General features: G+C 73.9%; 24 protein-coding genes and 1 tRNA gene. 14 read left to right on the plus strand and 11 right to left on the minus strand.

The window, feature by feature from the left end; translation table 11 throughout:
• The first annotated feature begins 261 nt into the window (after positions 1-261).
• The 5 genes from ispD to ACIPW5_RS33470 all read left to right on the plus strand — a co-directional run bounded on the left by ispD (position 262) and on the right by ACIPW5_RS33470 (position 5,800).
• Entirely contained in the window at positions 262-1,008 is a 747-nt protein-coding gene (ispD, locus tag ACIPW5_RS33450; protein WP_401253170.1) for a 2-C-methyl-D-erythritol 4-phosphate cytidylyltransferase, read from the plus strand.
• Entirely contained in the window at positions 998-1,495 is a 498-nt protein-coding gene (gene ispF, locus ACIPW5_RS33455) for a 2-C-methyl-D-erythritol 2,4-cyclodiphosphate synthase (RefSeq protein ID WP_401253171.1), read from the plus strand. Before ispD ends, ispF begins: the two co-directional genes overlap by 11 nt.
• A gap of 115 nt (positions 1,496-1,610) precedes the next feature.
• Complete coding sequence (gene cysS / locus ACIPW5_RS33460; protein WP_401253174.1) at positions 1,611-3,011, plus strand: cysteine--tRNA ligase; 1,401 nt, start codon at positions 1,611-1,613, stop codon at positions 3,009-3,011.
• Positions 3,012-3,112: 101 nt separating this feature from the next.
• Positions 3,113-4,084 (plus strand): 23S rRNA (guanosine(2251)-2'-O)-methyltransferase RlmB, encoded by a 972-nt coding sequence (gene rlmB / locus ACIPW5_RS33465; protein ID WP_362470105.1) that lies wholly within the window; start codon positions 3,113-3,115, stop codon positions 4,082-4,084.
• A gap of 156 nt (positions 4,085-4,240) precedes the next feature.
• A complete protein-coding gene (locus tag ACIPW5_RS33470; RefSeq protein WP_401253177.1) occupies positions 4,241-5,800 on the plus strand; it encodes a DoxX family protein in 1,560 nt (519 codons plus the stop codon).
• Positions 5,801-5,913: 113 nt separating this feature from the next.
• Here ACIPW5_RS33470 and ACIPW5_RS33475 read toward each other — a convergent pair whose 3' ends face one another.
• The 3 genes from ACIPW5_RS33475 to ACIPW5_RS33485 all read right to left on the minus strand — a co-directional run bounded on the left by ACIPW5_RS33475 (position 5,914) and on the right by ACIPW5_RS33485 (position 8,417).
• The gene (locus tag ACIPW5_RS33475; RefSeq protein ID WP_401253179.1) at positions 5,914-6,684 is read right to left on the minus strand and encodes an NDP-sugar synthase; all 771 of its coding nucleotides are present in this window, start codon (positions 6,682-6,684) and stop codon (positions 5,914-5,916) included.
• Between the two features lie 54 nt (positions 6,685-6,738).
• Positions 6,739-7,149, minus strand: a complete 411-nt coding sequence (locus ACIPW5_RS33480) for a hypothetical protein (protein WP_401253182.1) — start codon at positions 7,147-7,149, stop codon at positions 6,739-6,741.
• A 191-nt stretch (positions 7,150-7,340) separates the two neighbouring features.
• Entirely contained in the window at positions 7,341-8,417 is a 1,077-nt protein-coding gene (locus ACIPW5_RS33485; RefSeq protein WP_401253183.1) for an ABC transporter ATP-binding protein, read from the minus strand.
• Positions 8,418-8,635: 218 nt separating this feature from the next.
• On the opposite strand from ACIPW5_RS33485, the gene ACIPW5_RS33490 reads away from it, so the two are divergent.
• Positions 8,636-8,709 (plus strand) — tRNA-Thr (locus ACIPW5_RS33490).
• A 59-nt stretch (positions 8,710-8,768) separates the two neighbouring features.
• On the opposite strand, the gene ACIPW5_RS33495 is transcribed toward ACIPW5_RS33490, so the two are convergent.
• A complete protein-coding gene (locus tag ACIPW5_RS33495; RefSeq protein ID WP_401253186.1) occupies positions 8,769-10,148 on the minus strand; it encodes an NAD(P)/FAD-dependent oxidoreductase in 1,380 nt (459 codons plus the stop codon).
• A 152-nt stretch (positions 10,149-10,300) separates the two neighbouring features.
• Here ACIPW5_RS33495 and ACIPW5_RS33500 point away from each other — a divergent pair, with 152 nt between their 5' ends.
• From ACIPW5_RS33500 to ACIPW5_RS33510, 3 genes are read left to right on the plus strand one after another with little or no spacing between them, the layout of a single operon-like run.
• Positions 10,301-11,104 carry an aminoglycoside phosphotransferase family protein gene (locus ACIPW5_RS33500; protein ID WP_401253188.1) on the plus strand — a complete coding sequence of 268 codons (804 nt, stop codon included), beginning with the start codon at positions 10,301-10,303 and terminating at the stop codon, positions 11,102-11,104.
• A 26-nt stretch (positions 11,105-11,130) separates the two neighbouring features.
• On the plus strand, positions 11,131-11,610 hold the full coding sequence (locus ACIPW5_RS33505) for a GNAT family N-acetyltransferase (RefSeq protein WP_401253190.1): 480 nt from the start codon (positions 11,131-11,133) through the stop codon (positions 11,608-11,610).
• A gap of 37 nt (positions 11,611-11,647) precedes the next feature.
• Positions 11,648-12,337: a pentapeptide repeat-containing protein gene (locus ACIPW5_RS33510; protein ID WP_401253192.1), complete on the plus strand. Its 690-nt coding sequence runs from the start codon at positions 11,648-11,650 to the stop codon at positions 12,335-12,337.
• A gap of 78 nt (positions 12,338-12,415) precedes the next feature.
• Here ACIPW5_RS33510 and ACIPW5_RS33515 read toward each other — a convergent pair whose 3' ends face one another.
• The 4 genes from ACIPW5_RS33515 to ACIPW5_RS33530 form a co-directional block, all read right to left on the minus strand.
• Positions 12,416-14,203: a serine/threonine-protein kinase gene (locus ACIPW5_RS33515; RefSeq protein WP_401253195.1), complete on the minus strand. Its 1,788-nt coding sequence runs from the start codon at positions 14,201-14,203 to the stop codon at positions 12,416-12,418.
• A 114-nt stretch (positions 14,204-14,317) separates the two neighbouring features.
• Positions 14,318-14,821 (minus strand): hypothetical protein, encoded by a 504-nt coding sequence (locus ACIPW5_RS33520; RefSeq protein ID WP_401253198.1) that lies wholly within the window; start codon positions 14,819-14,821, stop codon positions 14,318-14,320.
• Positions 14,822-14,882: 61 nt separating this feature from the next.
• Entirely contained in the window at positions 14,883-15,983 is a 1,101-nt protein-coding gene (locus ACIPW5_RS33525) for a M4 family metallopeptidase (RefSeq protein ID WP_401253201.1), read from the minus strand.
• Positions 15,984-16,179: 196 nt separating this feature from the next.
• A complete protein-coding gene (locus ACIPW5_RS33530; protein ID WP_401253204.1) occupies positions 16,180-17,409 on the minus strand; it encodes a serine hydrolase domain-containing protein in 1,230 nt (409 codons plus the stop codon).
• 229 nt (positions 17,410-17,638) lie between these two features.
• On the opposite strand from ACIPW5_RS33530, the gene ACIPW5_RS33535 reads away from it, so the two are divergent.
• Positions 17,639-18,397 carry a MarR family transcriptional regulator gene (locus ACIPW5_RS33535; protein ID WP_401253206.1) on the plus strand — a complete coding sequence of 253 codons (759 nt, stop codon included), beginning with the start codon at positions 17,639-17,641 and terminating at the stop codon, positions 18,395-18,397.
• Here ACIPW5_RS33535 and ACIPW5_RS33540 read toward each other — a convergent pair.
• Both ACIPW5_RS33540 and ACIPW5_RS33545 read right to left on the minus strand, forming a co-directional pair.
• A complete protein-coding gene (locus ACIPW5_RS33540; RefSeq protein ID WP_401253209.1) occupies positions 18,394-19,017 on the minus strand; it encodes a response regulator in 624 nt (207 codons plus the stop codon). The two genes, ACIPW5_RS33535 and ACIPW5_RS33540, sit on opposite strands and share 4 nt — an antisense overlap.
• The gene (locus tag ACIPW5_RS33545) at positions 19,014-20,165 is read right to left on the minus strand and encodes a sensor histidine kinase (protein WP_401253259.1); all 1,152 of its coding nucleotides are present in this window, start codon (positions 20,163-20,165) and stop codon (positions 19,014-19,016) included. The genes ACIPW5_RS33540 and ACIPW5_RS33545 overlap by 4 nt, the downstream gene beginning before the upstream one ends.
• Positions 20,166-20,633: 468 nt before the next feature.
• On the opposite strand from ACIPW5_RS33545, the gene ACIPW5_RS33550 reads away from it, so the two are divergent.
• Genes ACIPW5_RS33550 through ACIPW5_RS33565 form a run of 4 tightly spaced genes read left to right on the plus strand, consistent with a single transcriptional unit; the run spans position 20,634 to position 24,672 of the window.
• Complete coding sequence (locus tag ACIPW5_RS33550) at positions 20,634-21,164, plus strand: heme-binding protein (protein WP_401253212.1); 531 nt, start codon at positions 20,634-20,636, stop codon at positions 21,162-21,164.
• Positions 21,165-21,192: 28 nt separating this feature from the next.
• Positions 21,193-22,596 carry a M1 family metallopeptidase gene (locus ACIPW5_RS33555; RefSeq protein ID WP_401253214.1) on the plus strand — a complete coding sequence of 468 codons (1,404 nt, stop codon included), beginning with the start codon at positions 21,193-21,195 and terminating at the stop codon, positions 22,594-22,596.
• Between the two features lie 58 nt (positions 22,597-22,654).
• Positions 22,655-23,359 carry a serine/threonine protein kinase gene (locus ACIPW5_RS33560; protein ID WP_401253217.1) on the plus strand — a complete coding sequence of 235 codons (705 nt, stop codon included), beginning with the start codon at positions 22,655-22,657 and terminating at the stop codon, positions 23,357-23,359.
• Positions 23,356-24,672, plus strand: coding sequence for a serine/threonine-protein kinase (locus ACIPW5_RS33565; RefSeq protein ID WP_401253220.1), 1,317 nt, complete (start codon positions 23,356-23,358; stop codon positions 24,670-24,672). Before ACIPW5_RS33560 ends, ACIPW5_RS33565 begins: the two co-directional genes overlap by 4 nt.
• Positions 24,673-24,676: 4 nt before the next feature.
• On the opposite strand, the gene ACIPW5_RS33570 is transcribed toward ACIPW5_RS33565, so the two are convergent.
• The gene (locus ACIPW5_RS33570; RefSeq protein ID WP_401253223.1) at positions 24,677-25,192 is read right to left on the minus strand and encodes a GNAT family N-acetyltransferase; all 516 of its coding nucleotides are present in this window, start codon (positions 25,190-25,192) and stop codon (positions 24,677-24,679) included.
• Between the last annotated feature and the right edge of the window lie 2 nt (positions 25,193-25,194).

Below are 25,194 nucleotides of genomic sequence, written 5' to 3' on the forward strand. Positions count from 1 at the left end.
CTCCACCCGGTCCCGGCTCCGCCGGCCCCGGGTCGTACTGCCGTACCCCGACGGCCGTACCCTGCGCTCATCCCGCCGTACCCTGCGTGTGCACACCCGCACGGTCCCGTTCTGGCGTGCCGGGTCCGGGCAGCCGGCTCGACCGGTCGTCACGGAAGGGGCGAGGGCGTCGCACCCGGCACTCCCCCCGGCCGGAGCCGGGGGTACGCCCAAGGCCATACCCATGTCGGCCGAAGTCACAAACCTGGCTCGGAGCTACTGATGTCTGACGAATCCCGCCCCCACCGCACCGCCGCGGTGATCCCGGCCGCCGGCCGCGGGGTACGCCTCGGTCCCGGCGCCCCCAAGGCCCTGCGGGCCCTCGGCGGGACCCCGATGCTGATCCACGCCGTCCGCGCCATGGCCGCCTCCCGCGCGGTCGCCCTGGTCGTGGTCGTCGCCCCGCCCGACGGCGCGGCCGAGGTCCGCCACCTGCTGGACGAGCACGCCCTGCCCGAGCGGACCGAGATCCGGGTCGTCCCCGGCGGCGACACCCGCCAGGAGTCCGTGAGCGCCGGCCTGGCCGCCCTGCCCGCCGACATCACCTCCGTGCTCATCCACGACGCGGCCCGCCCGCTGGTCCCCGTCGACACCGTGGACTCCGTCGTCGAGGCCGTCCGCGACGGCGCCCCGGCCGTGGTCCCCGCCCTGCCCCTGGCCGACACCGTCAAGGAGGTCGAGCCCGGCGCCCCCGGCGAGCCCGAACCGGTCGTCGCCACGCCCGAGCGGGCCCGGCTGCGCGCCGTGCAGACCCCGCAGGGCTTCGACCTCGCCACCCTGCTGCGCGCGCACGAGGCCATCGCCGTCAGCGGCGAGGGCGCCACCGACGACGCCGGCATGGTGGAGCGCACCGGGGTCACCGTCGTGACCGTCCCCGGCCACGAGGAGGCCTTCAAGGTCACCCGCCCGCTCGACCTGGTCCTCGCCGAGGCCGTACTCGCCCGCAGGAGGGCCACCGATGTCTACTGACCTGCCCCTGATCCCGCTCGTCGGGATCGGCACCGACGTGCACGCCTTCGAGACCGGCCGCGAGCTGTGGTGCGCCGGCCTGCTCTGGGAGGGGGAGGACGGCCTCGCCGGGCACTCGGACGGCGACGTCGCCGCCCACGCCGCCTGTGACGCCCTCTTCTCCGCCGCCGGCGTCGGCGACCTCGGCGCGCACTTCGGCACCTCCCGCCCCGAGTGGTCCGGTGCCGCCGGGGTCACCCTGCTGGCGGAGGCCGCCCGGATCGTCCGCGCCGAGGGCTTCGAGATCGGCAACATCGCGATCCAGGTGATCGGCGTGCGCCCGAAGATCGGCAAGCGGCGCGAGGAAGCGCAGAAGGCGCTCGCGGCGGCGGCGGGCGCCCCCGTCTCCGTCTCCGGCACCACCACCGACGGACTGGGCCTGACCGGCCGCGCCGAGGGCCTCGCCGCCATCGCCACCGCCCTCGTCTACCGGACGAACCGGACCTGAGTACGGCCCGGGGCCACGGGCCGCCCGTTACGGATGTCACCTCTTCGGCAACAAACCGTCCGGGCGGCCTCAATAGGTCCTCGGGCACTCCCGCTGGCGCACTACCCTGGATGCCGTGACTATTCGCCTGTACGACACCAGCGCCCGGCAGATCCGCGACTTCGTCCCGCTCGAACAGGGCTGCGTCTCGATCTACCTGTGTGGCGCGACCGTGCAGGCCGCCCCGCACATCGGGCACATCCGGTCGGGCCTCAACTTCGACATGATGCGCCGCTGGTTCACCCACCGCGGCTACGACGTCACGTTCATCCGCAACGTCACGGACATCGACGACAAGATCATCTCGAAGTCCGCGGAGCAGGGCCGCCCCTGGTGGTCCATCGGCTACGACAATGAGCGCGCGTTCAACGACGGCTACACGGCCCTCGGTTGCCTGCCGCCCACCTACGAGCCCCGCGCGACCGGACACGTCACCGAGATGGTCGAGATGATGCGCGGGCTCATCGAGCGCGGCCACGCGTACGAGTCCGAGGGCAACGTCTACTTCGACGTGAAGTCCTTCCCGGGCTACCTCTCGCTGTCCCGCCAGGAGCTCGACAACATCCGCCAGCCGGAGTCCACCGGCGAGACCGGCAAGCGCGACGCGCGCGACTTCGCCATGTGGAAGTCCGCCAAGCCGGGCGAGCCCTCCTGGGAGACCCCCTGGGGCCGCGGCCGTCCGGGCTGGCACCTGGAGTGCTCCGCGATGGCGCACAAGTACCTCGGCGAGGCCTTCGACATCCACGGCGGCGGGCTCGACCTGATCTTCCCGCACCACGAGAACGAGATCGCCCAGGCCAAGGCCTTCGGCGACGGGTTCGCGAACTACTGGGTGCACAACGCCTGGGTCACCATGTCCGGCGAGAAGATGTCGAAGTCGCTGGGCAACTCGGTGCTCGTCTCCGAGATGGTCAAGCAGTGGCGCCCGATCGTCCTGCGCTACTACCTCGGCACCCCGCACTACCGGTCGATGATCGAGTACAGCGAGGAGGCGCTGCGCGAGGCGGAGTCCGCCTTCGCCCGCATCGAGGGCTTCTACCAGCGGGTCATGGAGAAGGCGGGCGGCTCCGTCGAGGCCGCCGCCGAGGTCCCGCCGGCCTTTGCCGAGGCGATGGACGACGACCTGGGCGTCCCGCAGGCGCTGGCCATCGTCCACACCACCGTCCGTCAGGGCAACAGCGCGCTCGCCGCGGACGACAAGGACGAGGCGATCGCCCGGCTGTCCGAGGTGCGCGCCATGCTGGGCGTCCTCGGCCTGGACCCGCTCGACCCGCACTGGGCCGGCGAGGCCGACCGCGGCGAGGACCTGCACGGGGCCGTCGACACCCTCGTGCGCCTCGTCCTGGAGCAGCGCGAGTCCGCCCGCGCCCGCAAGGACTGGGCGACCGCCGACGCCATCCGCGACCAGCTGAACCAGTCGGGTCTGGTCATCGAGGACAGCCCCAGCGGTCCGCGCTGGACCCTCGCCCCCCGCTGATCCGGACCCACCCGGACCAGCCATGTTGTGCCGCCCGGGCTTCCGGGCGGCACACTCTTCATACGTACATATCGCAGCACGAACGAAAACAGGTAGAGGTCATGGCCGGGAACAGCCAGCGCAGGAACCGCCGCACGTCCAACAAGAAGGGCGCGACGGTCGGCAGCGGTGGCCAGCGGCGCAAGGGCCTGGAGGGCAAGGGCCCCACGCCCAAGGCCGAGGACCGCAAGAAGCACAAGGCGAACCGCATCGCCAACGCCATGGCCCGCCAGGCGGCCAAGCGCCGCCCCGCGCCCCGCCGCGGCGGCCCCAAGGGCACCAGCGAGATGGTCGTCGGCCGCAACCCGGTCTTCGAGGCGCTGCGCGACGGCGTGCCCGCCACCACCCTCTACGTGCAGCAGTTCATCGACAACGACGAGCGCGTCCGCGACGCCCTCAAGCTCGCCGGCGAGCGCGGCAACATCAACCTGATGGAGGCCCCGCGCCCCGAGCTCGACCGGATGACCAACGGGCTCAACCACCAGGGCCTCGTCCTCCAGGTCCCGCCGTACGAGTACGCGCACCCCGAGGACCTCCTCGACGCCGCCCACGACAACGGCGAGGACGCCCTCATCGTCGCCCTCGACGGCGTCACCGACCCGCGCAACCTCGGCGCGATCGTCCGTTCCGTCTCCGCCTTCGGCGGCCACGGCGTGGTCATCCCCGAGCGCCGCGCCGCCGGCATGACCGCCGGCGCCTGGAAGACCTCCGCCGGCACCGCCGCCCGCACCCCGGTCTCCCGCGTCACCAACCTCACCCGCGCGCTCCAGGACTACAAGAAGGCCGGCATCACCGTCGTCGGCCTCGCCGCCGAGGGCACGCACGAGGTGCAGGACCTGGACGCCCTCGGCGGCCCGGTCGTCATCGTCGTCGGCTCCGAGGGCAAGGGCCTCGGCCGCCTCGTCGGCGAGAACTGCGACTACCTCGTCCGCATCCCGATGCCGGGTGGCGCCGAGTCCCTCAACGCCGGTGTCGCCGCCGGCGTGGTCCTCTACGAGGCCGCCCGCAAGCGCGCCGAGCGCGGCCGCGTCTGACCCGGACGGCCGCAAGGGCCTGATCCACTTGGCCCACGGGACGTGACCCGTGAGCGTGTCGCCCCGCCCGTCCCGGGCGGGGCGACTTGATCTTGACGGGTCTCGGACAGATCCCTCGTGTCAAGGCAGTGTCCTAAACACTCATCACTCGGTTAGATGAGTGTGGACACCAGAACGTCAGGGTTCGACGACCAGCCCGCGCTGAGCATGGTCAAGGTGCCGTGCGACCCCGCACAGGTCATCGTCAACCACGCCAGCTTCCGCGTGCGGCTCGCACCGAGCCCGAGCGCGCGTTCCAAGCCCGCGAAGGCCCCCGGCCGCGCGCCCCTCCTCGGTGCCGTCGCCGTCGCGACCGCCGGAGCCACCCGCCGCCGCGCACCCGTCGTCTGGAGCGGCAAGTCCGCCCCCGGTGACGCCGCGGCCATGGGGGGACTCCTCCAGGCCGTGCGCGAAGCGGGCCGCGGCCACGACGACCACGACGGCGGAGCCGCCACCCAGACCATCCCCCGGGTCGACCTGGCACACGACCTGGGCGAGGACACCCTCGCCACCCCCACCGTCATCGGCCAGCGCACCTACGGCGACCCGGACGAGACCCGCCCCCTCGCCGCCGTGCGCGACCTCCCGCGCGAGCCGTACCCGCCGTACGACGCGCACGACGGCGGCCACCCGGGCCACGACACCGGCCCCGACAGCCGGCGCCCCGCCGCCGACGCCCGGGGCCAGGCCTCCTACTACCCCGGCCGCCGGATGAACCTCGGCGTCGTCCTGCTCCCGCTGCGGGTCTTCCTCGGCTTCATCTCCATCTACGCCGGCATGGGCAAGCTGTGCGACCCCGTCTACTTCGACGGCGGCGAACGCGGCTCGATGGTCACCTGGCTCCAGACCCTGCACCCCTGGGCCCTCGCCGAACCGCTGCGCGACTTCGCGCTCGCCCACCCCGTCGGAGCGGGCCTCAGCGTCGCCTTCCTCCAGGTCATCGTCGGCGTCCTGACCGTCTTCGGCCTCTGGCAGCGCTTCGCCGCCTGCATCGGCGCCCTGCTCTCCGCCGCGCTCCTCATGACGGTGAGCTGGAAGACCGTCCCCGCCTACGACGCCCCCGACATCATCTACCTCGCCGCCTGGAGCCCGCTGGTCATCGCCGGCGCGCCCGTCTACTCCCTCGACGCGCGCCTGACCGGCGAGGCCTGGCGCACCCTCGGCCCGCGCTCCGAGATCTGGCGGCTGCGCCGCCGGGTGCTGCGCCGCGGCGCCGTCATGGCCACCGTCGTCTGCGGACTCACCCTCCTCATCGGCTCCCTGCTCGGCGGGGCCGTCCGCTCCTCCACCGTCGTCACCGTCCCGGGCCCCGGCCAGGCCCCCAGCAACTACCTCCCCGGCAGCCCGCTCCCGCAGCCCCCCGCCCAGCAGCCCGCCCCCGGCAGGCAGCAGCAGCCCTCGAAGCAGGCCTCGCCGTCCGCCGCGCCCTCCGAGCCCGCCGCCAAGTCCGGCCGCACCGGCAGCAGCGCCCCGGCCCGCGACAGCTCCACGACCGGCTCCGGGGCCCCCAGCGCCACCAAGAGCTCCGGCAGCGGCAGCCAGACCCCGCGCAGCAGCGCCCCGAAGCAGTCCAGCCCGCAGCAGCCGCCGGCCACGTCCTCCGGGACCCGCAGCGGCTCCGGCGGCGGCGACGGCACGGCCAAGAAGCCCGGTCTCGTCGGCGGCCTCCTCGGCTGACCGGGCCACCCACCGGACGAAGGGCCCGGCGCGCGTACGGCGCGCCGGGCCCTTCCGCACGTTCCCGGCGGCACGGGTCGGCGTACCGGCGGACGTAGCAACACGGAAAGCGCTCAGACGGCGCCCTGGGCCGCCAACTCCCGTGCGGCCTCGCTCAGGTCCTTCGCCGTGTCGATCGCCCGCCAGTACGCCCCCTGCGGCAGCGGAAAGCCGGCCAGCCGCCGCTCCCGGGCCAGCCGCGGGAACGTGGTCCGCTCGTGGTCCCCCAAGTCCGGCAGCAGCGCGGCGAATCCGGGGGCGAACACGTACACCCCGGCGTTGATCGGATAAGGCGACGGCGGTGCCTCGATGAAGTCCAGCACCTGCCCGAACTCGTTCGTCTCCACCACCCCCCACGGCATGCGCGGCCGGGCCAGCGCCAGCGTCGCCAGCGCCTCCCGCTCCGCGTGGAAGGCCGCCATCTCCCGCAGCGGGAAACGCGTCCACACGTCGCCGTTGGTCGCGTACCAGGCCCCGTCCGGACGCGGCAGCCGGCGTGCCGCGAACTTCAGCCCGCCGCCGCGCCCCAGCGGCTCCTCCTCCACCACCGTCGTCACCCGCAACGGCAGCACGGCCCGCGCCAGCCACTCCTGGAGCACCTCCGCGAGGTGTCCGCAGGACACCACGGCGTCGGTGACCCCCTCGGCCGCCAGCCACGCCAACTGGTGCCCGATGATGGGCAGTCCGGTGCCCGGGATCTCCACCATCGGCTTGGGCCGGTCGTCCGTATACGGCCGCAGCCGCGATCCCTGCCCGCCCGCCAGGACCACAGCCTGGGTGGGAGGGGCCGGGAACGCGGCCGCGTCATCGGTGGATTGGGGTGGTTCGGGGCCGGTCTCGGTCATGGCCGCCAGCGTAGGGACGGCCCCCGGTCCGGGAGGGGCAGGCGCGACGGGCCGTCAGCCCATCGAGGCGACGCCGGTCGCGTACGAGGTGTCGCAGACGGGGCGCGCGTACGACTGGGCCTTCGTCGGCCCGTACGCCTCCACCGCGGCCCGGCCCAGCGCCCGCGCGATGCTCACGCAGTGCTCCGCCAGCGACGGCCGCCCGTTCACCTCCTGCTGGAGGTGCGTGAGGACGGCGCCCGGCTGCTCGCCCTGCTGGAGCTCGCCGAGGAGCTTGTCGCGCAGCTGGTCCTGGGGTGCTGCCGGCTTCTTGGGGACGGAGACGTCCTCGGCGGAGGCGGTCAGGATCTGGGAGGAGTGATCCGCCCAGGGGACCATGGTGACCGCGAGGGTCCCGGACAGGACCAGGACGACGGGCAGGACCAGGGCGAGGGAACGGCCGATTCGGCGGGCAGTGTGGGTCACGAGGGCGAGAGTAGCGCTCGGTGAGGATTTGGCGACATTTAGTCACCCGGTCGGGGGATGGTTCGACGTGGCTTTTCGATTTAAGGGTTGACGGGTGCGGCCGAATGGCCCGGTCTGCCGGGGTTCGTGGCACCCGTCCCCGCAACTGCCGGGACGGGGGCGCCCCTTGGCGGAACGCCCCCGCCCGTCACTCAGTTGGACAGCCGTGCACCGGAAGACGTCGAGAAAACATGGATCTCGTCCGGGCGCGGCACGACGTGCAGCGAGGAGCCCTTCTCGGGCACCTGGCGGCCGTTCACGCGCACCACGATGTCCTGGCCGTCGTGGCTGCCGTAGACGTAGCCGTCGGCGCCCAGCTCCTCGACCACGTTCACGGTGATCGTCAGGCCGCCGGTGTCGCCGATGTCGAAGTGCTCGGGGCGCACGCCGACGGTGACGGTCTTGTCGCCCGAGTCGGCGGCGGCGGACAGCGCCTCGCGCGACACCGGCACGACGCTCTCGCCGAACTTCACGCCGCCGTCGGTGATCGGGACCTCGACGAGGTTCATGGCGGGCGAGCCGATGAACCCGGCGACGAACAGGTTCGCCGGCCGGTCGTACATGTTGCGCGGGGTGTCGACCTGCTGGAGCAGCCCGTCCTTCAGCACGGCCACGCGGTCGCCCATCGTCATGGCCTCGACCTGGTCGTGGGTGACGTAGACGGTGGTGATGCCGAGGTCGCGCTGGAGCGCGGCGATCTGCGTACGGGTGGACACGCGGAGCTTGGCGTCGAGGTTCGACAGCGGCTCGTCCATGAGGAACACCTGCGGCTTGCGCACGATGGCCCGGCCCATGGCGACGCGCTGGCGCTGGCCGCCGGAGAGCGCCTTCGGCTTGCGGTCGAGGTACTGGGTCAGGTCCAGCATCTTGGCCGCCTCCTCCACCTTGCGGCGGATGGTGGCCTTGTCCTCGCCGGCGATCTTGAGCGCGAAGCCCATGTTGTCGGCGACGCTCATGTGCGGGTAGAGCGCGTAGTTCTGGAACACCATCGCGATGTCCCGGTCCTTGGGCGGCAGGTGCGTGACGTCGCGGTCGCCGATGCGGATGGCGCCGCCGTTGACGTCCTCCAGGCCCGCGAGCATGCGCAGGGAGGTGGACTTGCCGCAGCCGGAGGGGCCGACGAGGACGAGGAACTCGCCGTCCTCGATCTCCAGCTCCAGCTGGTCGACGGCGGGCTTGTCGCCGCCCGGGTAGAGGCGGGTCGCCTTGTCGAAGGTGACAGAAGCCATGGTGGTGAATCCCTTCTACCGGCAGGAACGTGCCGGACGATCCGAGTGGAAGGTCTAGTCCAGTCGCCTGGACTCCGCCCGACGCTACCTGGCGCAGCGCCTCCTGTCAGCCCCTCGGGCCCCGGGTGGACTGTCCGGTTCCGCACATCTGGTCCTCGTCGGCGCCGTTAACGTGATGGCTCGGGGAAGAGCGTGCTGTGTAGAGTGATGGCGGCCCTGCCTCCTTAGCTCAGCTGGCCAGAGCACCGCTCTTGTAAAGCGGGGGTCGTCGGTTCGAACCCGACAGGGGGCTCTGCTGGTGAAGGCCCCGGACCGTCTCGGTCCGGGGCCTTCGTCGTGCCCGGGGCCCCCTCAGTCGCGGCCCGAGACGCGGTTGGCGAGACGGGCCAGGGGGGTTGTGGTGGGGCGGTGGGTGGTGGTCTCGCGGCGGTCCGCCTCGCGGTAGGCGGCGTAGAGGGCGTGGACGCCGAGCCAGCGGAAGGGCTCCGGCTCCCAGCGGCGGACGCGGTGCTGGACCCAGGGGAGGGCGGTCAGGTCCGTGCGGTCGCCGAGGACCAGGTCGCGCAGGGTGCGGGCGGCGAGGTTGGAGGTGGCCACGCCCGAGCCGACGTAGCCGCCGGCCCAGCCCAGGCCCGTGGCGGCGTCCAGGGTGACCGTCGCGCACCAGTCGCGGGGGACGCCGAGGACCCCCGACCAGGCGTGGGTGATCTCCGTGCCGGTGAGGAGGGGGAAGAAGGTGGTGAGGAGGGCCGTGAGGGAGGCGATGGTGGCCGGCTGGGTGCGGCCGTCGCTGTCGGTGCGGGAGCCGAAGCGGTACGGGACCCCGCGGCCGCCGATGGCGATGCGGTCGTCGGCGGTGCGCTGGGCGTACATGTAGGCGTGGGCCATGTCCCCGAGGAGCGGGGCGTCCTGCCAGTTGAGCTGCTTCCAGACCGAGGGCGGCAGGGGGGCCGTGACGATCATCGAGGAGTTCATGGGGAGCCAGGTGCGCTTCTGGCCCTTCAGGGCGGCGGTGAAGCCCTCGGTGCAGCGCAGGACGTACGGGGCGCGGACGGTGCCGTAGGGGGTGACGGCGCGGCGGGGGGCGATCTCCGAGACCGGGGTGGACTCGTGGATCACGACGCCGAGGCGTTCGCAGGCGTCGGCGAGGCCGCGGACGAGCTTGAGGGGGTGGATGCGGGCGCCGTGCGGGGTCCAGCTGGAGCCGACGGCGTCGGCGACGTCGATGCGGGCGCGGGTGGCGGTGGCGTCGTACAGCTCGCGTCCGGTCTCGCCGAAGGAGAGTTCGGCGGTGTGGAAGGCCCTGAGGCGGGTGAGCTGGGCGGGGGTGCGGGCCACTTCGAGGACGCCGCCGCGGTGGATGTCCGCGTCGATGGATTCGGCGTCGGCGATCTCGATGACCTCGGTGACGGTGTCGTTCATGGCCTGCTGGAGGCGGCGGGCGGCCTCGTGGCCGTGCAGGGCGGCGTAGCGGTCGCGGCCGGCGATGCCGTTGTAGAGCCAGCCGCCGTTGCGGCCGGAGGCTCCGTAGCCGCAGAACTTCTGCTCCAGGACGGTGACGCGGAGGTCGGGGGCGGCGCGCTTGAGGTAGTAGGCCGTCCACAGGCCGGTGTAGCCGCCGCCGACGATGACGACGTCCGCCGTGGCGTCGGTGGTGAGGGGTGCGCGGGGCGGCTGCCGGTCCGGCGTGCCGGTCGCGTACCAGAAGGAGATCCCGCCGTTGATCGTCATGGGGGAGTTGGTACACGGGGCCGCGCGGGGGTGTCCAGGGACCGGGTGTCGTGGTCCGGGCCCGGTTGCGCGGCGGGATGTGCGATGTGCGGGCGGGGTGATCCGCCGTAGGGTGGCGGGGGGTTCGTGCCGGTTCGGGAAGGGGTGTCCGGGTGGTGGAGGCGTTCCTGGAGCGCTGGGGGCTGCGGGTGACCGGGCCGGGGATGCGCGGGATGACGGCGGTGGTGCTGCCGGTGGAGCGGGCGGACGGTACGGCGGCGGCGCTGAAGGTGCTGACCCCGGACGAGGAGACGGTGGGGGAGCCGCTCGCGCTGCGGGCGTGGGGCGGGCGGGGCAGCGTACGGCTGCTGGAGTACGACGCGCCGACCGGGACCCTGCTGCTGGAGCGGCTGGACGAGAAGCGGCCCCTGTCGGGCCTCGCGCGGCGCGACGTGCGCGCGGCGGTCGCGGTGATCGGAGGGCTGCTGGCGCGGCTGTGCGCGGTGCCGGCGCCGGAGGGGCTGCGGGGGCTCGGGCCGATCGCGGCGGGGATGCTGGAGCGGGTGCCGCGGGCGGCGGCCGGGCTGGCCTCGGCGGCGGACCGGCGGGTGCTGCGGGACTGTGCGGGGGCGCTGGCGGAGGTGGCGGGGGAGCCGGGTGACCGGCTGCTGCACTGGGACCTGCACTTCGGGAACGTGCTGGCGGGCGGGCGCGAGCCGTGGCTGGCGATCGATCCGAAGCCGCTGGCCGGGGACCCGGGCTTCGAGCTGCTGCCGTCGCTGGTGAACGAGTACCGGGAGCGGGACGTGCGGTGGCGGTTCGACCTGCTCACGGAGGCGCTGGGGGCGGACCGGGCGCGGGCGCGGGCGTGGACGCTGGGCCGGGTGCTGCAGAACTGCCTGTGGGAGGCGGAGGAGGGGTGCCGGCGGCTGCCGCGGCGCGAGGTGGCGGTGGCCGGGCTGCTGCTGGGGCGGTGAGGGAGGGCACGCCCTAGGGTGGCGGCATGATCCGTGCAGCGGTGGTCGACGACGTTCCCGAAATCCACGCCATGATCCGCGAGTTGGCGGAGTACGAGAAGGTGCCGCACGAGGCGCGTGCGACGCCGGAGCAGTTGCGCGAGGCGTTGTTCGGGGAGCGCCCGGCGGTGTTCGCGCACATCGCGGAGACGGACGCCGGGGAGGTCGTCGGCTTCTCGGTGTGGTTCCTGAGCTTCTCGACGTGGCGCGGGGTCCACGGGATCTACCTGGAGGACCTGTACGTACGGCCGGGCGTGCGCGGGGGCGGGCACGGGAAGGCGCTGCTGGCGGAGCTGGCGCGGACGTGCGTGGAGCGCGGGTACGAGCGGCTGGAGTGGTCGGTGCTGAAGTGGAACGCGCCGACGATCGCGTTCTACGAGGCGCTGGGCGCGCGGCCGCAGGAGGAGTGGTCGGTGTACCGGCTGACGGACGGGGCGCTGGCGCGGCTGGGCGGGGCGGGGGTGTAGCGGGGCCGTTGTCAGTGCCGTGGGTCAGGATGGTCGGATGGTGCGAAACGGACATGGGGTGCGGTCGGGGCAGGCGAAGGTGAAGGAGGCGCGGCGGCCGGAGGTGCGGCTGCCGGAGCTGGTGGCGTGGGGCGGCGGCGGGCTGGAGCCGGACGGGGACTACGACGGGCTGGAGTTCGCGGACCTGGACCTGGCGGGGGAGGACGGGATCGGGTCCCGGTTCATGGACTGCGCGCTGCGGCGGTGCGCGCTGGACGAGGCGCAGCTGTCGAAGGCGCGGTTCCTGGACGCGGTGCTGGAGGGGGTCCGGGGCGTCGGTACGAACCTGTCGGGGGCCTCGCTGCGGGACGTGGAGCTGCTGGACGCGCGCCTGGGCGGGGTGCAGATGCACGGGGCGGTGCTGGAGCGGGTCCTCGTCCGCGGCGGCAAGATCGACTACCTGAACCTGCGGGCGGCGCGGCTGCGGGAGGTGGTGTTCGAGGGGTGCGTGCTGGTGGAGCCGGACTTCGGGGGTGCGGTGCTGGAGCGGGTGGAGTTCCGGGACTGCGCGGTGCGGGGGGTGGACCTCGCGGGGGCGCGGCTGGCGGACGTGGACCTGCGCGGGGCGACCGAGCTGGGGATCGCGCGGGGCGTGGACGCGCTGTCGGGGGCGGTGATCAGCCACGGGCAGCTGTTCGAGCTGGCTCCGCAGCTGGCGGCGCACCTGGGGCTGCGGGTGGTGGGGTAGGGGTGGGTAGGGGGGTGCGGCCCGTACGGACGGGGGGCGTACGGGCCGCGGGTGCCGGGGTGCCTGGGTGCCGGGGCGTCAGCGCTTCTTCGGGTCTTCGGCGCCCCGCCAGACGGTGAGGTCGACGGTGATGAAGTTGCTGGCGTCCTTGGCTTCGGACTTGCCGCGGTAGGTGACCACGGCGATGTGTCCGGCGTTGCTGAGGACGCAGATCTCGGAGCCGTCGGTGAGCTGGTCGAGGCCGACCTTCTCGGTGTAGCGGGTCTCCGCGCGGCAGGTTTCCAGGGAGCCCTTCTGGGCGTTGTTCAGGACGACGAGCTTGCCGTTGTTGGTGCCGACCTTCGTGTCCCCGAACAGGGTGTCGTAGTAGTAGAAGAAGTCGCCGCCGTTGTACAGGACGCCGGCGTTGCCGCCGGTGCCGGGGCGGGGCGGGTTGTCGGCGAGCATCACCTGGTAGTTGGCCGTGATGTCGACGCCCTGGTACGTGGCCGGGGTGGGGTCGGGCCGCTTCTGGTTCTTGTTCTGGGCGGCCGAGCTCCCGGGGGCGGGGGTGGTGGCGCCGCCGCGGCTGCTGCCGGAGTGGCCGGCCTCGTCCTTGGCGGAGCCGTCGGGGAGCAGGGAGACGATGACGGCGATGCCGATGAGCGCGCCGATGACGGCCCCGGCGATGACCCGCCCGTTGGGTCCGGACTTCTGCGGGGCGGCGGGCGGGTAGCCGGGCGGGGGCGTCTGGTAGCCCGGCGGCGGGGTCGGGTGGCCCGGGGCCGTCGGCGCGTATGCGGGGGTGTGCGCGGGTGCCGCCGGGGCCGTCTGCGTCGGCGCGTACGCGGGGGCCGGGGGCTGGAGCGGGTACGCGGCCGGTGCGGTGGGGGGCTGCGCGTATGCGGAGGGCGTGGAGGGCGCGGTCGGGGTGGGCGCGGCGGCGGGCTGCGGGGGCGGGGTGCGGGCCGGTTCCGGCAGCCGCAGGCGTTCGGTGATGGAGCCGGCGACGGCCTGGGGGAGCCAGTCCTCGCCCTGGCGCAGCGGCGCGGGGGACAGGGCGTGGCAGATCTCGATGATCTCGCCGAGGGCGGGCCGGGCGGCGGGGTCGCGGCTGAGGCAGCGGCCGACCAGCGGCTGGAGCTCGGCGGGCAGGGCGCTGAGGTCGGGGTCCTCGTGGACGATGCGGTAGAGGATCGCGTGCGAGTTCCCGTCGCCGTACGCGGGCGCGCCGATCGCCGCGAAGGCGATGATCTGGCCGAGGGCGAAGATGTCGGTGGCGGCGGTGACCGTGCCGGTGGAGGCCTGCTCCGGCGCCATGAAGGCGGGCGTGCCGACGCTGACCCCGCTGCCGGTGAGGGAGGTGGCGTCGGCGGCGCGGGCGATGCCGAAGTCGATGACGCGGGGGCCGTCGGAGGCGAGGAGCACGTTCGCCGGCTTCAGGTCGCGGTGGACGATGCCCGCGCCGTGGATGACCTGGAGGGCCTCGGCGACGCCGATGGCCAGCAGCAGGACGCTGCGCAGCGGCAGCCGGCCGTGGGCGGAGACGGCGTGTGCGAGGGAGGGGCCGGGTACGTACGCGGTGGCCAGCCAGGGCTGCGCGCCGTCGGTGTCGAAGTCGATGACGGGGGCCGTGTACAGGCCCTGGACGCGCTGGGCGGCGCGTACTTCCTGCTGGAACCGGCGCCGGAACTCGGGGTCCTCGCTGAACTCGGGCCGGATCACCTTGAGGGCGACGGGCCGTCCGCCGAGGGTGTACGAGAGGTAGACCTTGCCCATGCCGCCCGAGCCGAGGACGGCGCTGAGCCGGTAGCCGCCGACGGCGGCGGGGTCGTCGGGTGCGAGGGGTCGGAAGAGCTCGCTCGGATGCGTACCACTGCCGCTCATGAAAGAACCGTCCCCGTCAGGCAGTTCAAAGCCCGTCGATGCCCGAAGCCAACCGGGAGAGGGTATCCAACGCCGCCCCCGGCCGGCCGTCGGGCGCGGGGCGCCGGGCGTGCCTCAGGCGGGTACGCGGGGGAAGCGGGACTGGAGGGTCCAGACGACCGGGTTGTCGCCGAGGCCCTCGTGCATGTCGACGAGGTCGGCGATCAGGTCGTGGAGGAAGTCGCGGGCCTCGCGGCGCAGCAGGCGGTGGCTGAAGGTGAGGGGTTCTTCCTCGGGGGCCATCCAGTCGGCTTCGATGTCGACCCAGCCGAAGCGGCGCTCGAAGAGCATGCGGTCGGCGGACTCGGTGAAGTCGAGTTCGGCGTACCGGCGGTCGGAGGAGCGGCTGCCGCGGGGGTCCTCGTCGAGCTGCTCGACGATGTCGCACAGCGCCCAGGCGAAGTCGAGTACCGGCACCCATCCCCAGGCTGTGGACACTTCCGTGTCCTTGTCGGTGTCGGCGAGGTAGACGTCGCCGCAGAACAGGTCGTGGCGCAGCGCGTGGACGTCCGCGGAGCGGTAGTCGGTCTGCGGGGGGTCGGGGAAGCGCCGGGAGAGGGAGTAGCCGATGTCGAGCACGTTCCCGATGGTGTCACGGGTGCGCCCCTCCCGGCGCGGGGGGCCGTCCGGCCCGGACGGGTCAGCGGACGTTGACGGCGGTCCAGGCGGCGGCGACGCGGGCGGTCTCGGGGGCGGAGGGGCCGTAGAGGTCGGCGGCGGCGCGCAAAGTGGCGGTGCGGGCGCCCGCGTAGTTGGTGGTGGAGCGCATGTGGAGGGTCAGGGCCCGGTACCAGATGCGGGTGGCCTTGTCGCGGCCGATGCCGAGGAGCTTGGAGCCGTCGTGGGTGGGGGAGTCGTAGGCGACGCCGTCGATGACCCGGGGGCCGCTGCCCTCGGCGAGGAGGTAGTAGAAGTGGCGGGCGGGGCCTGAGCCGGCGTGCGGGTCGAGGCCGCCGATGTCGGGGGACCAGTAGTCGCGGGAGACGCCGTCGGCGCTCGGGCGGTCCATGCGGCGGGGCGGTCCGTCGAAGACGCGCTCGCCGAGGAGGTAGTCGCCGGGGTCGGCCTTGTTCTCGGCGAAGAACTCGCCGGCGGTGGCGAGGATGTCCGAGGTGCCCTCGTTGAGCGCGCCGGCCTCGCCGGTGTAGCCGAGGCGGGCGGTGGAGGCGGTCAGGCCGTGGGCGAGTTCGTGGCCGACGACGTCGAGGGAGGTCGGCGGGCGTCCGGGGGTGCTGCCGTCGCCGTAGGTGACGCAGGCGCAGCTGTCGCTCCAGTAGGCGTTGCCGAAGCCGTTGCCGTAGTGGACGCGGGAGGTGGTGCCGACGCCGTCGCCGCGTACGCCGTTGCGGTTGAAGGCGGCCTTGTAGAAGTCCCAGGTGACGGCGGTGGCGTAGTGGACGTCGGCGGCCGCGGTCTGGCGGTGGGCGGGGGTGCCGTCGCCCCAGGTGTTGTCGGCGTCGTTGAAGGGGACCCCGGGGTTGCCGGTCTGGTTCAGGGCGTCGAGGGTGCGCTGGCCGCCGCGGGAGGGGTCCGTGAGCTGGTAGGAGGTGCCGGTGTACGTGGTGCCGAGGGGGACGGTTCCGGAGTACTGGGTGAGGCCCGTACCGGTGGCCGGGGCGGCTGCGCCGGCGGCCGCGGTGGCCTGGGGGGCCGTGCCCGTGAGCGCTGCTGCGGCGAGCAGGGCGGCGGTGGCGGTGAGGACTCTGGTGGCGGGGCGGCGGGTGCGGTGGGGGTGTGACACGCGGGCTCCTTCGCGGTGGCCTGGGTGGCGGCCGGAGTGGTGGCCGGGTGGCGGCGGGGCCGAGCGTGCCACCGGGGGTGGCGGGCGGGGCAGGTGTCGGGCGGCGGGTTGTCCGAAGAGCGGGGCGGACTGTCCGGATCCGCCCCTCTCCCGGGGTCCCGCGCGCCTTCAGCCGTGCGCCTTCAGCCGTGCGGGGTCAGCTGTCCAGGGCCTGGTACACCGTGGTCCAGAAGTCGTGGATGACCCGGGCCGGGGCCGGGGTGGTGAGGCCCACCTGCATGAGGAGGACGCCGGTGAGCCCGTTCTGCGGGTCGGCGTAGGCCGAGGTGCCGGTGCCGCCGTCCCAGCCGAACTGGCCGACGGGCGCGTAGTCGCCGCGGTAGGTGCGCACCGCCATGCCGAAGCCCCAGCCGCCCTGCTGGCCCTGGCCGAAGGACACGTGGACGCTGTTCCGTGCCAGGGCGGAGCGGGTGGCCTCCTGCTCGGGCGTGAGGCTGTTGGTGGTCATCAGCTCGACGGCGGGGCGGGACAGGATCCGCCGGCCCGCGTGGGTGCCCTGGTTCAGGAGCATGCGGAAGTAGGCGTCGTAGTCGTCGACGGTGGAGACCAGGCCGCCGCCGCCGGACTGGAACGCCGGGGGCGTGCTGTAGCGGCCGCCCTCGGCCCCGTCCCACACGTGGAACTCGCCGGTCTGCGGGTCGGGGGCGTAGCTCGGGGGCAGCCGGTCGAGCTTGTCGGAGGGGACGTGGAAGCCCGTGTCCTTCATCCCCAGCGGGTCGAGGACGCGTTCGCGCAGGAACGTCTCGAACGGCTTGCCGGTGACCCGGGAGACGAGGACGCCGAGCACGTCGTGGCTGATGTGGTACTGCCACTGCTCTCCGGGCTGGCGCATCAGGGGGAGCGTGCCGAGGCGGCGCATCCACTCGTCCTGCTCGGGGGCGGGCTCGCCGCCCTGGGTGAAGACGCCCCGCTCGAAGAGGGCGGCCGTGATCGGGGAGCCCATGGCCGTGAGGTCGATGCCGAGTCCGAAGGTGGAGTTCAGCAGGTCCCGTACGGTGATCGGCCGCCGGGCGGGGACGGTCTCGTCCAGCGGGCCGTCGACCCGGGCCAGCACCTGGCGGTCGGCGAGTTCAGGCAGCCACTGCTCGACGGCGTCGTCCAGCCGGATCTCGCAGTCGTCGACGAGGGCCATCGCGGCCGACATCGCGACCGGCTTGGACGTGGACGCCATCCGGAAGATCGTGTCGCGGGACATCGGCGTGCCGCCGCCGTCGTGGTGCGTCGTGCCGATCGCCTCGACGTGCGTCTCGGCGCCGCGGCTGACGAGGGCGACGACGCCGGGGATCTTCCCCGAGTCGACGTGCCGGGTCAGCACGTCGCGCATCCTGCGCAGGCCGGCCTCGGAGAATCCGCTGTTCTGTCCCATGGTCGATCTCCCCGTGAGTGTTTGGGAACTGCTGAACTCGCTCGAAGCTATATTGCGTTTACAGATCCGTCAACGACTATTCGTGGCCTACTTGACCTGACAGATTGGGGATTGAGGGGTTGGCGTTGCAATGATTGTGCGGGTGAACGCAAGGGTGGGTGAGGGGTGAATTGCAATGGGGTTGGTGCGGATGCATACTGCGCGTGTCGACGAGGGGAGGCGGGTGCCGATGCCCGGAGGACGGCTCACCGGCGAGGACCGCCGGAACATCGCCGAGTGGCTGGCCGAAGGCCTCGGATACACGGAGATCGGCCGCCGCCTCGGCCGGCCCGCCTCGACCGTCATGCGGGAGGTCACCCGCAACGGCGGGCCCGGGGAGTACGGGGCCGACCGCGCGCAGGAGGCCACCCGCGACCGGGCGCGCCGCCGCAGGCAGCCGCCGCGGACCCCCGCGCCGCAGTCCGCGGACGGCGGCCACGGGCGCGACCCGCAGGCGGTACGGGAGTTCACGGAGTCCTTCACCGGACTGCTGGCCAAGCAGGGGCTGCCCCCGATGGTCTCCAGGGTGCTGGCCTGCCTCTACACCACCGACGCGGGCGCCCTCACCGCCGCCGAACTGGTCGAACGGCTCCACGTCAGCCCGGCGTCCGTCTCGCACGCCGTCACCTGGCTCGAACAGCAGGGGATGCTCCGGCGGGAACGGCCCCCCGGCGCGCGCCGCGAGCGCTACGCCATCGACGACGAGCTGTGGCTGCGGTCGCTGCTGGCGGCCGCGCAGATGAACGACGTCCTGGTGGCGGAGTCGCGGCGCGGCGCCGGGATCCTCGGCGCCGGAACCCCGGCCGGCGCGCGCTTCGAGTCCTCCGTCGAGCTGCTCACGCTCGTGAACGACTCCCTCCGGGCGACGATGGAGGAGTGGCGGCGGCGGCTCGCCGAGCGGGCGGCGGCCGCGTCCGGGTCCGCGGCCGCGTCCGAGGACACGGTCTAGGAGGGCAGCAGGCGCTGCTCCTTGGCCACCGCCACCGCGCCCGCGCGGGTGTCGACGCCGAGCTTGTCGTAGATGCGGCCCAGGTGCGTCTTGACCGTGGCCTCGCTGATGAACAGGGCGCGGGCGATGTCGCGGTTGCCCAGGCCCCGGGCCAGCTGGCCCAGGATGTCGAGTTCCCGGTCGGTGAGCGTGGGCCGCGTACCGCGCATGTGGGCCATGACCCGGCTGGCGACGGGCGCGGACAGCGTGGTGCGGCCGGCCGCCGCCGAGTGGATGGCGGCGAACAGCTCCTCGGGGCGTTCCGCCTTCAGCAGGTAGCCGGTCGCGCCCGCGCCGATCGCCCGGGTGATGTCCGCGTCCGTGTCGTACGTGGTGAGGACCAGGACGTGCGGCGGGGCGGGGAGGGCCGTGATGCGGCGGGTGGCCTCGACCCCGTCGATGCCCTCGCCCAGCTGGAGGTCCATCAGGACCACGTCCGGGCGGAGCTTGGCGGCCAGCGCGACCGCCTCCTCGCCGCTGCCCGCCTCGCCGAGCACCTCGATGTCGGGCTCGCTGCCGAGGAGCGCGAGCAGTCCGGCACGGACCACCACGTGGTCGTCGCAGAGGAGGATCGTGGTCATCCTGTGGGCTCCAGGGGGATGGAAGCGGAGAGGACGGTGCCCTCGCCGGGGGTGGATTCGATCGTCAGGGTGCCACCGAGCTGGCGCACGCGGGCGCGCATGGCCGGGAGGCCGTGGCCCCGGCCGGGGTCGCCGGCGGTGCCCGGGGCCTCGGTGAAGCCGGAGCCGTCGTCCGCGATGTCCAGGACCACCTGGTCGCCGAGGAAGCTGAGGGTCAGGGCGGCGGTGTGCGCGTGCGCGTGCTCGCGGACGTTGGCCAGGGCGCCCTGGGCGATGCGCAGCAGGGCCGATTCGGTGCGGTCCGGCAGGGGGGCGGGGACGCCCTCCAGGTGGAAGCGGACCTCGACGCCGGGTCCGGCGTCCAGGGCGCGCAGGGCCTCGGCGAGGCCGGCGCCGTTGTCCAGCTCGGGCGGGGCCAGGTCGTGGACCAGGCGGCGGGCCTCGGCGAGGCCGCGGGCCGCGATGCCGTTGGCGGTGCGGACGTGCGCGCGGGCGGTGGCCGGGTCGCTGTCCCAGGTGCGGTCCGCGGCCTGGAGCAGCATCTGCTGGCTGGACAGGTGCTGGGCCAGGGTGTCGTGGATCTCCATCGACAGCCGCTGCCGTTCGGCGAGGGTGCCCTCGCGGCGCTCGGTGGCGGCGAGTTCCCGGCGGGTGCGGATCAGGTCGTCGATCAGCGCGCGCTGGGCGCGGGCCTGGCGCTCCATGTGGACGTACACGGCCGTGGCGAGGGCGGCGATGGCGGGCGGGGCCAGGAGGAGGTTGGGGTCGAAGGCGGTGGAGAGCTTCATCTGGGCCGCGACGACGAAGACGGTGAGTACGGCGACCAGGGCGACGGCGGCGCGCGGGGGGAGGGTGCGCAGGGCGGTGAAGAACAGCGGCACGGCGCACCAGGCGAAGCTCGGCGCGAGCACGACGAGGACCACCCAGGTGGCGACGACGAGCCCGAGCCAGAGCCTGCGGCGCAGGGTGGGGGCGGGGTGGTCGGCCGCCGGGGCGGCCCGGGTGACGCCGACGGCGGGGCCGAGGACGTACAGCAGGGCGAGGGCGATGCCGAGGGAGATCACCCAGGGGGTGCGGGGTTCGCCGGGGTGCCGGAGCAGGAAGCGGGCCACCGATGCGCCGAGCAGGAGGAAGAACGCCGTGTGCATGACGGCGGCGAGGGTGCGGGTGTCGGGTTCGGTCGCGGCGGCGTGCCGGGTCACTGCGTGGCTCCTGGGGGGTGGCCCTGTGCGGTCGGGCGGGGTCGGGGGGCGTGCTGCGGTGGCCCTGGCCGGGCGGGGTGTCGGGGGCGTGCTGCGGGGGCCGGGGGCGGGCAGCGCCCTGGGGGCACCTCCCAGCGGTAGCCGGGGGAGGAACGGTGGAAGGGCGGGGAGGGGACCCCGCCCCGCGCAGCGGCACACCACCCGCACCCGACCCACCGGCACCGCCCGGCAGGCCGACGGACGGAGTCCGTGAAGAACAGCAAAACGGGCGGCCGGCCCCACCGCATCGACCGATCGGATGACCCCCGGGTCAACCGGTGCGGTCGGACGGCCCAGCCGGTACGGGGACGGGGCGGGGCGGAGGGCGGGGCGAGGCTTGGAGGGAGCCAAGCCGACGACCCAACAGGAGCTGAAATGAACACCCGTACCCGCGTCCTCACCGGTACCGCCCTCGCCGTCGTCCTCGGCGCGGGGACCTTCGGCGCCGTCAGCGCCAGCGCCACCCCCGCCGCGTCGGCCAAGAAGGACTCGGACAAGAACTTCACCACCTCCACGCACCTGACCATCGGTTCCGCCACCCGCGCCGCGCAGGCCGCGCTGGAGGCCGCCGAGAAGGAGAACCAGAAGGTCACCGTCGCCGTCGTCGACCGCAACGGCAACACCATCGTCACCCTCCGCGGCGACGGTGCGGGCCCGCAGTCCTACGAGTCGGCGCAGCGCAAGGCCTTCACCGCCGTGTCCTGGAACGCCCCGACCTCCGTGCTCGTCGGCCGCCTCGCGCAGACCCCGAACCTGAAGGACATCCCCGGCACCCTCTTCCTCGGCGGCGGCGCCCCCGTGCAGGCGAACGGCGCCCCGGTCGCCGGCATCGGCGTGGCCGGCGCCCCGAGCGGCGACCTGGACGAGAAGTTCGCCAAGGCCGGTGTGGAGTCCCTGCAGAAGTAGTCCCGGCTCCGGTCCTTAGGATCGGGGTGTGGAACTCAAGCGCCTGGCCGTCCCCGCCGTCACCGCCCTCCTCGTCCTCGCGACGGGATGTACGGGCGCGACGGTGCAGGGGCGGCCCGGTGCGTCCGGGCTGCGGGACCCGTTCTTCCCCCGGGCGGGCAACGGCGGCTACCAGGTCGAGCACTACGCGCTGGACCTCGCCTACGACCCCGCCGACGGGCAGCTGCACGGCACCGCCGTCATCACCGCCCGCGCCGAGCAGGGGCTCAGCTCCTTCAACCTCGATCTGAGCGGCCTGAAGGTCGAGGGCGTGGACGTGCAGGGCGCGGCGGCCCGGTACAACCGGACCGGCAACGAGCTGACGGTGCGCCCGGCCAAGGACCTGAAGAAGGGCGAGGTCTTCCGCACGACGGTGGACTACTCCGGGAGGCCGAAGGCGGTCGTCGATCCGGACGGCTCGCGCGAGGGCTGGATCACCACGGAGGACGGTGCCGTCGCCGTCGGCGAGCCGGTGGGCTCGATGGGCTGGTTCCCCGGCAACCACCACCCGAGCGACAAGGCCGCGTACGACGTGACGATCACCGTCCCGGACGGGTACGAGGCCGTGTCCAACGGGCAGCTGCGCTCCCGCCGGGAGGTGGGGGAGGGGCGGACCGAGTTCGCCTGGCACAGCCCGGAGCCGATGGCGAGCTACCTGGCGACCGTCGCCATCGGGAAGTTCAAGGTGAGCACCGGGCGGACCCCCGCGGGCGTGGAGGTGTACGACGCCGTCGCGCCCGGCGAGGCGGCCGGCAGCGAGCCGGCGCTGAAGCGGCTGCCGGAGATCGTGGAGTGGGGCAGCGCGAAGTTCGGCCCCTACCCCTTCGGCACCGCCGGTTCGATCGTGATGCCCGCGCAGACCCTGGAGTACGCGCTGGAGACGCAGACCAAGCCCGTCTACTCGGGTGCGCCCGACGAGGAGCTCGTGCTGCACGAGCTGGCCCACCAGTGGTTCGGGAACTCGGTCTCGCCGAAGTCCTGGAAGGACATGTGGCTCAACGAGGGCTTCGCCACGTACGCGGAGTGGCTGTGGTCCGAGGACCACGGCGGGCCGAGCGCGCAGCGTCGTTTCGAGGCGTTCCTGGCCGGTGACACCTCGGTCGACGCGCACGCCGACGGGGACTGGGCCGCGTTCCCGCCCGCCGCCCCGCCCGGTGCCGACCACATTTCCGACTCGCCCGTGTACTACCGGGGTGCGATGGTGCTGCACCGGATCCGGCAGGAGGTGGGGGACGAGAAGTTCTTCGACCTGCTGCGCGGCTGGGCCGCCGACCACCGGCACGGCAACGCGAGCACCGCGGACTTCACGGCGTACGCGGAGCGGCGCACCGGCCACGGCCTGAAGAAGGTGTGGGACGTGTGGCTGTACGGGGAGGGGCGCCCCAAGGCGTAGCCCCGCCGGTGCGGCGCCGCTCAAGTGGAGCTCGCGCGGGCCGTGACAAGGTCCACCCATGTCGGGGCTGGTGGTGCACACGGAGCACGGGGGGATGGAGCTCGGGCCGGGTGAGGGGGTCCGGTTCGGCCGGGGCGCTCCCGGGGTTCCGGTGGGTCTGGTGCTCGACGATCCGGCGGTGCCGCGGCTGGCGGGCGAGATCCTCGCCACCGAGGACCACTGGCACCTGAGCAACCTCGGGTACGGGCAGAGCCTGCTGGTGGAGAACCCGGAGGGGGCGGGCGAGTACTTCCGCGTCGCCCCGCGCAGGATCGGTGCCCCGGTGCCGTTCGAGTTCGCCCGGGTGGTCCTGCCGACCCGGTCGCCGGACGGTCTCGTCATCCACGTGTACGCGCCCGGGCACAGCTACGCCGAGACGGCCGGGGAACTGGACGGGGTGGGCACGGTCGCCGCGTTCAGCCTCGACGAGACGGCCACGTACTTCGCGGTGCTGGTCGCCCTGTGCGAGCCGCGGCTGCGGGACCAGTCCGCCACGGTGATCCCGACGACCCGGCAGGTGGCCGAGCGGCTCGCGGCGCCGAGCGAACAGGCGGTGAGCTTCCACATCGACTACCTCGCCCGCAGCAAGCTCCGGGTGAAGCCGGCCGGGGAGTCCGGGGGCCGGCTGGAGTGGAAGCGGGAGCTGGTGGTGAGCCTCGCCCTGCGCTTCGGGCTGGTGCGCGAGGAGCACCTGGCCGTGCTGCCGTCCAGGCTCCGGCGGTGAGGGGTACGGACGGGGCCGGGGTGCCGGCCGGCTACCGGGTGGGCGGCTGGGAGGTCACCGGTCACATCGCCTCGGGGAGCTGGGGCAGCGTGTACGCGGCCCGGGGGGCCGGGGGCGACGAGGTCGCCCTGAAGTTCCTCGGCACGCAGGGCCTCGCGCCCCGGCAGGCCCGGGAGCTGGCCGCGACCGCGCGGCGGGAGGCGGAGTTCAGCCGCCAGGCGGTGCACCCGCACCTGGTGCGGATCTTCGACACGCTGACCGTCGACGACCCGGGGCTGCCGGCCGCCGACGGGGCGGTCGTCCTGGTGATGGAGCGGGCGGAACGCAGCCTCTGGGACGTCCTCGCCGCCGGGGAGCCCCTGCCGGACGCGGGTGCGGTGCTCACCGAGGTGATCACCGCTCTCGCGCACCTGCACGCCGAGGGCTGGGTGCACGGCGATCTGAAACCGGCCAACATCCTGCTGTCCCGCGGCGGCTCGGTGCGGGTGGCCGACTTCGGGCTGGTCGCCCGGCTGGAGGGCACGCACGGGTACGCGCCCCCGTGGGGCTCCCCCGACTACCTGCCGCCCGAGCGCCGCGGGGCCCTGCTCGACGAGCGGGGCGTGCGCACCCGGCCGGACGCGGACGTGTGGGCGTTCGGGGTGACCGCCCACCAGGTCCTCACCGGCGGGTCGCTGCCCTTCCCCGGAACCACCCCGGCGGCCCGGGCGGCGGCCGTCGTGGAGTACGCGGCGGGCCGCTCCCCGCTACGGCTCGCGGCGGGCCTGCCCCCGGGCTGGACCGCCCTGATCGCCGACTGCCTGAGCGCGGACCCGGCGACCCGCGGCACGCACACCGCCCGCAGCCTGATCCCCCGGGTCAGGGAGGCGGCGGGCACCACGTCGCGTCGCCGGGGGAGGGGGCACCGGGTGGTGGGGGTGGGGGCGGCCGTCGCCTCGCTGCTGGCGTGCGCGGGCAGCGGCTCCGGCGGTGCGGGGCGCGCCGAGTCGTACGGGCTTCCGCCCGTGGCGGTCTACGTGGGTGTTCCCGGGGGGTGCGCGTACCCGGCCCTGCGGACGCCGGACTGTCGCGTGGACCTGGTGATCGACCCCCGTGGCTACAGGTGGGTCGGCAACCACCTGGCACTGGCTGCCTGGCCGGGTGACACGCTCACGGCGGAGTGCGAGGTCCGCGACGGGAGGTGGTTCGCCGACGGGGCTCACGGCGGGTCGCGTCGCTACTACCGGGTCCGGGTGCCCGGGGCGCCGGACGAGCACGCCCACCTTCCGGCTCTCGCCAGCGGATCGCAGCCCCGGCTCCCGAGGTGCCGCTGACCCCCTACAACGCCTTGCGCAGCACCACGCACGGCCGCCCCAGCTCGCGGTCGCGGGAGTGGCGCAGGGGGGTGTAGCCCTGGGACTGCCAGAAGGCGAGGGCCTTGGCGTTGGTCTCCAGGACGGCGATGCGGACGCCGGTGCGGCCCGTCGTGCGGAAGCGGGCCTCCAGGGCGGTGGCGACCGTGCGGCCGTGGCCCTCGCGGTGGGCGGTGGCGTCGATGAGGAGGAGGCCGATCCAGGGGTCGGGGTCCTCGGCGGCGGGATCGGGGTGGTGGGCCAGGGTGGCGGCCAGGCCGACGAGGCGGCCGGCGGAGCGGGCGAGGAGGACCTCGGCGCCCTCGTGGGCGAGCTCGTCGGCGAGCGAGGCCGCGACCTGCTCGACGGTGATGCGGCCCGCGTCGGGGAAGTCGTCGCTGAGTTCGAAGAACGCGTGGTTCGTCGCGTAGAGGGCGGCGACCTCGGTGAGGACCGGGCCGGGCAGGGCGCCGTCCACGGGGACGAGCGGTTCGAGGATCACCT

This window comes from Streptomyces sp. NPDC090077, assembly GCF_044747545.1.
GTDB lineage: Bacteria > Actinomycetota > Actinomycetes > Streptomycetales > Streptomycetaceae > Streptomyces.